The following is a 5,725-nucleotide window of genomic DNA, read 5'->3' on the forward strand; positions in this document are numbered from 1 at the left end:
GGGACTGGATAGAGCGCACCGCGCGCGCGCTGCTTCCCGCCGATCCACCCTGAACGCACCCTGTCTACAAACCCTGCAGGGCATCCATCCATGCCGGGAAACCGGTGGCCAGGCCCGGAAAAACAACCAGCAAAGCCAGGGTCAGCAGTTGTAACAGCACGAAGGGGATGACACCGCGGTAGATCTGGGTGATACGCACCTCAGACGGCGCGGCGGCCTTGAGATAAAACAACGAAAAACCGAAAGGCGGGGTGAGGAAAGAGGTTTGCAGGTTCATGGCAATGAGCACTGCGAACCACAACAGGTCGATGCCCAGCACCTCGGCGATGGGCGCCAGAATGGGCACCACGATAAAGCAGATTTCCAGAAAATCAAGAAAGAAACCCAGAAAAAAAATCAGCGCCATGCTGATAACCAGGAAAGTCCACTGCCCTCCCGGCAGGGCCAGCATCAGATCCTCCACCAGCAAGTCCCCCCCCATGCCCCGGAACACCAAACCGAAGGCCGTGGCGCCGATGAGGATGAGAAAAACCATGCTGGTCATGCGCAAGGTTTCGCGGCAGGCGTCCTGGAGTTTGCCCACTGCCAGGCGGCCGCGCAGGCCGGCCAGCACCAAGCCACCCAGGGCCCCCACCGCGGCGGACTCCGTAGGCGAGGCAATACCGAAGAAAATGGCGCCCAGCACACCCACCACCAACAGCAACGGCGGGATCAGACTTCTCAACACGGCCGTGGCCAGCCGCCCGTCCCCGGCGCCGGCAGGTACCGTCACTGGCGGTGCCACCGCCGGGCGCTGCCAGGCGATGATCAAAATATAAAGGATGAACAGGGTGATCAGCAGCAAACCGGGCACCACCGCCGCCATGAACAGCTGCCCCACCGGCACACCGATGACATCGCCCAGCAGAATCAAAATAATGCTGGGGGGAATGATCTGCCCCAGGGTGCCGGCCGAGGCAATGGTGCCGGTGGCCAGCGGGGTGTGGTAACCGTGCTTGAGCAGGGCGGGCAGGGCGATCACTCCCATGGTGACCACAGTGGCCCCCACCACGCCGGTGGTGGCCGCCAGCAGCGCCCCCACCACCACGATGGACACCGCCAGCCCCCCCCGCACCCGGCCGAACAGGCGCCCCATGGTGCGCAGCAGCTCTTCAGCGATGCCGGATTTCTCCAGCACCACCCCCATGAACACGAACAGCGGCACCGCCAGCAAGGTGAAATTGGTCATGATGCCCCAGACCCGAAGGGGCAGCAGTTCGAAAAAATCCAGCCCCAGGAAAATGCCGCCGAACAACAACGCCACCGCCCCCAGGGTGAAGGCCACGGGAAAGCCGATCATCAGGGCGCCCACGGCCACGGCGAACATCACCAGCGCCCAGGCTTCCACGATCATTTAACGACGCTCCGGCCCGCCAGGCGGGAAAAACAACGTTTGGGCGCTGCGCAGCGCCAGCGCCAGGCCCTGCAAGGCCAACAGAACAAAACCCAGCGGAATGGCGGCCTTGAGCAGCCAGCGGTGGCTGAGGCCACCGGGGTCCGGGGAGGTTTCGCCAATGACATAGGCATTTTCCACAAAGGGAACGCTGTCGGCGATCACCAGCGTACAAAACGGCAACAGGAACAGAAGGCTGCCCAGCAAATCCACCCAGGCACGGCCGCGAGGACCCAGCCAGCGGCTTTGATACAACACATCCACCCGCACGTGACCGTCGTGCTTCAAGGTATAGGCGGCGCCCAGCAGGAAAATCAGGGCAAAAAGATGCCATTCCAGTTCCTGCAAGGCCACGGAACCGGCCTGAAACAAGTAGCGCATGGCCACGTCGTAACACACCAGCAGCACCATGGCCAGCACCAGCCAGGCGCTCAGGCGGCCGCTCCATTCGCTGAGCATCTCGATGGCACGCGCCGTGCGCACGGCGAAAGCGGATAAACGCATCATGGTGGGACTTGATCTGATGGCGACGCCGGCTTGTTATTGTGAATGAGACCGGCGCATTGTACCGCGCGGTGCCACGGGATGCAGCACCGCGCGAAGAGTCAGGCAGGATCAGTCTGGCGGGCTTTTCGCGCAGGCGCAAGACGCAAGGCCAGCAGACCACCGGCCAGCAAAGCCAGTGCCCCCGGCTCGGGCACAGAGCCAGTACCAGCGCCGCCACCGGCACTGCCGGCATCGCTGACAAGCACCCGGTCCAGGGCGAAAGCCTCGTCCAGGCCGTCGAAGCCGGTGACCACCAGCTCCAGCAGCAGGGATTTTGAGGTGTCTGTGGGATTGGCGATGTGATAGTCAAAGCTTGCAAAGACCTCGCTCAGGGCGGTGCCGGCGTTTTCCAGAAAACCACCGGCGGCCGCCCCGGTAAAGGTATCCAGAACAATCGCGGGGCCACTGAAAGGACCGCTCAAAATACGGTACTGCAGAGACAACACGTCGTCGTCTTCGAACACCGGAGCATTCAAAGCGGACAAATCCAGTGACACCTGGACGTCATCAATGCCCGTGATATCCACCGGATCGAAGCTGATCTGCCATGGCGGACCGGAAGAGGGAAAACCATCCAGGTCGCGCCCCCCAAAATAGGCGCTGCCATCGATGCCGCCGGGGATATAACCCAAATCCAGGCCACCACCGGACAGCACGCTGAAAAAACTCCCGCTGCCACTGCTGCCACCGTTTTGCACGGTGTAGTGCGGCGCCGCTTCAAAGCTTTCAGTAAACAAAGGGGTGGCGCCGGCCGGAAAAGACACCATGACGCCAGGCAAGAACCCGAGCAGGACGAGACAAACAGGGCGCGGGAACAGCCGCCGCTCCATGGTCACCCTCCCGGTAGGCACATCTGTTTTACCCATCACGCAATCCTCCCTGACTGAACCTGGAATAGTTGAGACAAACACTCGTTTTCCGTGCCGCTCAATTAGGTTTAGCACATTGTCTGCGGATTGCCAGGGACGATCAGCGGGGGAGTTTTTACAATCTCGGCGCCAAAGCATTCGCGTTGAGCGCCAAAACACATATAATGCGGCCTCAAGCCGTGCATCTATACGGCCAAGCTTGAACGTTTCTCAGGACCTGACTAACCGAGAGGATACGAAAAATGCTATCAAGGACCGCCCTTCTTGCTTTGCCCTTGGCCGCTTTGTTGGTGGGTGGCTGCGCTCCCAGCGTCAACGTGAAGGAGCTGCAAGAATCCATTGACCGAGCGCAACGTACGGCTGACGAGGCCAAACGGATGGCCGCCGATGCGCAAAGCAGCGCTGATGCCGCCGCCAGCGCCGCCGCGCAGGCAAAAGCCGATGCCGCTGCTGCGAAGGACATTGCACTGAAAGTGCAACGCGAAGCGAACGACGCCATGTCCGCCGCCGAAGCCGCCAACGAAAAAGCGGACCGCATGTTCAAAAAGGCGATGAGCAAGTAGCGGGCGAACTCAGGAAGTTCGTTCAGCACGTCCAAATCCGGACGGATGAGTGTAAACTGTTCGTCCGGTTTTTCTTTTAGTTCCCACCCGCCCCTTCAGTGCGCGTTCACGGCACTTGGTCGTTTAAGACGAGATTGTCTGTGGCGGCACAGGCCTTGGCATATTCCAACAGCTCACCCGCCACCAAAATCCCGGGCGTGCCGGTGGCGCGCCGCAGACGCCGGCTCACGCTTATGGCGGCATCCCAACCGGCATAGGGACCGCTCATGACCCGGCACAGCCCCCGTTTGACCGTGGCACGGGTCACCACCGGCAAACCCAGCCGGCGGACTGTCTCAGTCATGCGGGCAACGCCGGCAGCATCCTCGAAAGCGCCCACCTGCACCAGCCATCTTTCGGCCGGCTGCGCGGCCGGTCGTGGCGGGGAAGGTTTGCGGGCAGTGATCGGCACGGGCAGACCACTGACCTGCTTGACTGCCCGCATGGCTTCTTCCCAGGCCGCGTCACCAATCGCCTGATCGCTGACGGCGATGACGGCCGTTACAATGGGCGTGAAATTCTGGCGGGATTCAAGCCCGCCCTCCGCCAGGGGGGCATGCGCCTCCAGGTACAACACGCCGTCGCGCCAGCCTGCTTTATAAGGCTGGTTCAGAATGTGCACCTTGGTGCCCACGGGGACATCGGGAAACAGCTCTGCAATGTTTTCCGGATACATGCGCAGGCAGCCATGGCTGATACGCATGCCCACGCTGAAGGGCCGGTTGGTGCCGTGAATCAGATAACTGGTCAAGCCCAGGCGCATGGCGTAACGGCCCAGCGGATTGTCCGGTCCCGGTGGCACCACCTTGGACAGGGGCATGCCTTCGGCTGCGTGCTCGGCCAGGATGGAGGCAGGCACCGTCCAGGCGGGATCCACTTTTTTCTCGACGATTTTTGTAACCGTGGCAGGAATGGCCCGACCCTCGGAACCGATTCCCAGGGGATAGGTTTTCACCACCCGGCTGCCGTCTTTGGCGGGCGGCGGGAAGTAGTACAGTCGCAACTCGGGCAGATTGACAATGATACCTTCCCATGGTGCAGGGGGCAGCACATATTCGGTGGGCAACACCACCCGCGTGCCCACCGGCGGCAGCCAGGGATCCACGCCGGGGTTGGCGGCGACGATTTCTTCCAGACCGAGATCATGGCGGCGGGCAATGTCCAGCAGGGTCTCACCGGCAGCCACCACGGCGGTGCCCAGACGACCGACAAGCTGGTCGCCTTTGGCCGGCCAGGGAAAGGTGGCCGCCGTGGCAGGATCGGCCACCAGCAACAGGAAGGCAACAGGCAGCACCTGCAAGCAACGTATGAATCCGGCCCGGCTAAAATGTCTCATGCTGTTCCTGTCTGAGACGGCTGAAGTTCGTCCGTGGTGGTTAATATGCGCTATTGTGTTCAATAGTCAAGTTCTGTGCCCGTGTGACGCTACAAAGTTACAATAATCCATGCCTTCAGGGCTTGTGGGATGTTTGTGACCATGCGCTATATATCGGCCATTGGCGTGTTGCTTCAGTGCTTGTGCCTCGCGGCACCCCTGCAGGCCAGTACGGAGGCGCGGCCGTGGATAGAAATCGACACCCACAAACTCACACTGGCCGTTGTTCAAAACGGCAAGATCAAGCGCCTGTTTCACAACATCTCCCTGGGCCGGGGCGGCTTTGCACCGGAGCGGCGCAAGGGAGACGGCAGAACACCGCTGGGACAGTTCCGCATCGCCTGGGTCAACAAAGACAGCCGCTATCATCTGTTTTTCGGCCTGGACTATCCCAATCATGAACACGCCGAGTACGCCTTCCGTCACAAACTCATCGACTTTGACACCTACTACGCCATACGCCAGGCACTGTTCCGGGGTGCGATCCCGCCGCAAAACACCGTGCTGGGCGGCTATATCGGGATTCACGGCCTCGGCAGCGGCAACCGCAAGGTCCACCAGCTGGCCAACTGGACCCAGGGCTGCATTGCTTTGACCAACGAGCAGGTAGACGAACTGGCGCACTGGGTGAGTGTGGGCACCCGGGTCTATATCCGCTAGCCCGCATTTCTCACCACCGTTCGTAGCGAGACGGAGCAAGGGTGTGGCATGGGTGGCTTTCGCGACCGAGGAGCGCGCAGGCATAGCTGACACTATGTCGAGCACTCCGACCGAGCGAAAGCCAGCCAGGGCGTGCCATTGGACCGTCACAGTAGAAGGGGGGGGAGAAATGCGGGCTAGCCCGGATATCTCACCACCCCTATAGAAACAGGCCTCTTTTTGTTGCATAAAGTAAGGGTTA

6 protein-coding genes are annotated in these 5,725 nt (G+C 61.2%); 2 read left to right on the plus strand and 4 right to left on the minus strand.

Annotated features, from left to right (window positions below):
- Nucleotides 1-64: 64 nt before the first annotated feature.
- The 3 genes from ENJ19_07160 to ENJ19_07170 all read right to left on the minus strand — a co-directional run bounded on the left by ENJ19_07160 (nt 65) and on the right by ENJ19_07170 (nt 2,745).
- Nucleotides 65-1,387 carry a TRAP transporter large permease subunit gene (locus ENJ19_07160; protein HHM05506.1) on the minus strand — a complete coding sequence of 441 codons (1,323 nt, stop codon included), beginning with the start codon at nt 1,385-1,387 and terminating at the stop codon, nt 65-67.
- A gap of 6 nt (nt 1,388-1,393) precedes the next feature.
- Nucleotides 1,394-1,939, minus strand: a complete 546-nt coding sequence (locus ENJ19_07165) for a TRAP transporter small permease subunit (protein ID HHM05507.1) — start codon at nt 1,937-1,939, stop codon at nt 1,394-1,396.
- Between the two features lie 98 nt (nt 1,940-2,037).
- Nucleotides 2,038-2,745: a PEP-CTERM sorting domain-containing protein gene (locus ENJ19_07170; protein ID HHM05508.1), complete on the minus strand. Its 708-nt coding sequence runs from the start codon at nt 2,743-2,745 to the stop codon at nt 2,038-2,040.
- Nucleotides 2,746-3,089: 344 nt separating this feature from the next.
- On the opposite strand from ENJ19_07170, the gene ENJ19_07175 reads away from it, so the two are divergent.
- Nucleotides 3,090-3,410 carry a hypothetical protein gene (locus ENJ19_07175; GenBank protein ID HHM05509.1) on the plus strand — a complete coding sequence of 107 codons (321 nt, stop codon included), beginning with the start codon at nt 3,090-3,092 and terminating at the stop codon, nt 3,408-3,410.
- Between the two features lie 106 nt (nt 3,411-3,516).
- Here ENJ19_07175 and ENJ19_07180 read toward each other — a convergent pair whose 3' ends face one another.
- Nucleotides 3,517-4,785, minus strand: coding sequence for a LysM peptidoglycan-binding domain-containing protein (locus ENJ19_07180; protein ID HHM05510.1), 1,269 nt, complete (start codon nt 4,783-4,785; stop codon nt 3,517-3,519).
- Between the two features lie 129 nt (nt 4,786-4,914).
- Between ENJ19_07180 and ENJ19_07185 the strand changes: the two genes are divergently transcribed.
- Nucleotides 4,915-5,484 (plus strand): hypothetical protein, encoded by a 570-nt coding sequence (locus tag ENJ19_07185; protein HHM05511.1) that lies wholly within the window; start codon nt 4,915-4,917, stop codon nt 5,482-5,484.
- Nucleotides 5,485-5,725 lie beyond the last annotated feature (241 nt).

It is taken from the genome of Gammaproteobacteria bacterium (genome assembly GCA_011375345.1).
In the GTDB taxonomy this organism is placed as follows: domain Bacteria; phylum Pseudomonadota; class Gammaproteobacteria; order DRLM01; family DRLM01; genus DRLM01.